We start from the raw sequence: 1929 nt of genomic DNA on the forward strand, positions 1-1929 counted from the left end.
GAGCACTTCGTAAGGAGGTGATCCAACCGCAGGTTCCCCTACGGTTACCTTGTTACGACTTCACCCCAGTCATGGACCACACCGTGGTAAACGCCCTCCCGAAGGTTAAGCTATCTACTTCTGGTGCAACCCACTCCCATGGTGTGACGGGCGGTGTGTACAAGGCCCGGGAACGTATTCACCGTGACATTCTGATTCACGATTACTAGCGATTCCGACTTCATGGAGTCGAGTTGCAGACTCCAATCCGGACTTAGACGTACTTTCTGAGGTCCGCTTGCTCTCGCGAGGTCGCCTCCCTTTGTATACGCCATTGTAGCACGTGTGTAGCCCTGGTCGTAAGGGCCATGATGACTTGACGTCGTCCCCACCTTCCTCCGCTTTATCAACGGCAGTCTCCTTTGAGTTCCCGACCGAATCGCTGGCAACAAAGGATAAGGGTTGCGCTCGTTGCGGGACTTAACCCAACATTTCACAACACGAGCTGACGACAGCCATGCAGCACCTGTCTCACAGTTCCCGAAGGCACTCTCGCATCTCTGCAAGATTCTGTGGATGTCAAGACCAGGTAAGGTTCTTCGCGTTGCATCGAATTAAACCACATGCTCCACCGCTTGTGCGGGCCCCCGTCAATTCATTTGAGTTTTAACCTTGCGGCCGTACTCCCCAGGCGGTCGATTTATCGCGTTAGCTTCGGAGCCCATCACTCTAGGCAACAAACTCCAAATCGACATCGTTTACAGCGTGGACTACCAGGGTATCTAATCCTGTTTGCTCCCCACGCTTTCGCATCTCAGCGTCAGTATCTGTCCAGAAGGCCGCCTTCGCCACCGGTATTCCTCCACATCTCTACGCATTTCACCGCTACACGTGGAATTCTACCTTCCTCTACAATACTCCAGATAACCAGTTTTAAGTGCAATTCCTAGGTTGAGCCCAGGGCTTTCACACCTAACTTAATTATCCGCCTACATGCCCTTTACGCCCAGTCATTCCGATTAACGCTCGCACCCTCCGTATTACCGCGGCTGCTGGCACGGAGTTAGCCGGTGCTTCTTCTGTAATTAACGTCAATTAGTGCACCTATTAGATACACTACCTTCCTCACTACCGAAAGTACTTTACAACCCGAAGGCCTTCTTCATACACGCGGCATGGCTGCATCAGGGTTCCCCCCATTGTGCAATATTCCCCACTGCTGCCTCCCGTAGGAGTCTGGACCGTGTCTCAGTTCCAGTGTGGCTGGTCATCCTCTCAGACCAGCTAGAGATCGTCGCCTTGGTGAGCCCTTACCCCACCAACTAGCTAATCCCATATGGGTTCATCAAATGGCGCATGGCCCGAAGGTCCCATGCTTTGGTCTCTCAACGTTATGCGGTATTAGCAGTCGTTTCCAACTGTTGTCCCCCTCCATTCGGCAGATCCCCATACCTTACTCACCCGTCCGCCACTCGTCATCAAGTGCAAGCACTCATGTTACCGTTCGACTTGCATGTGTTAAGCCTGCCGCCAGCGTTCAATCTGAGCCATGATCAAACTCTTCAATTTAAAGTTTGATGCTCAATAACTGTCTCTGACATATTCAAATGAATCTTCAGTGTCACTTATCAAGACTTAATTTTTTCAGTCCGTAGACTTTTAATTCTTTGTCTCGCAAGTGCCCACACAGATTGTCTGTTTCTTCTTTTTAAAGAGCTGACAGCGTTAAATTTAACTAAACATTTTGTTGTTTTAGTTTGCTGTCTCAAGGGCTGCGTATACTACGCTACACCTTTTTATTCGTCAAGATCTTTTTTCAATATTTTTGATCTTGCTCTCTAACACGTTCTTCGTTTGTTTTTCACTAACGCCGTGTCAGTGGATGCGCATTATAGGCACTTAAAAAATTCCTGCAAGTGTTTATTGCTATTTTTTTTCTGTTTGTGTTTT

General features: G+C 49.0%; 1 rRNA gene. It reads right to left on the reverse strand.

Annotated elements, in window-relative coordinates:
• Window positions 1-10: 10 nt before the first annotated feature.
• Window positions 11-1548 (reverse strand): 16S ribosomal RNA (locus tag J3U56_RS11820).
• Window positions 1549-1929: the final 381 nt, after the last annotated feature.

This window comes from Gilliamella sp. B2824 (genome assembly GCF_026536245.1).
Classification (GTDB): Bacteria; Pseudomonadota; Gammaproteobacteria; order Enterobacterales; family Orbaceae; genus Gilliamella.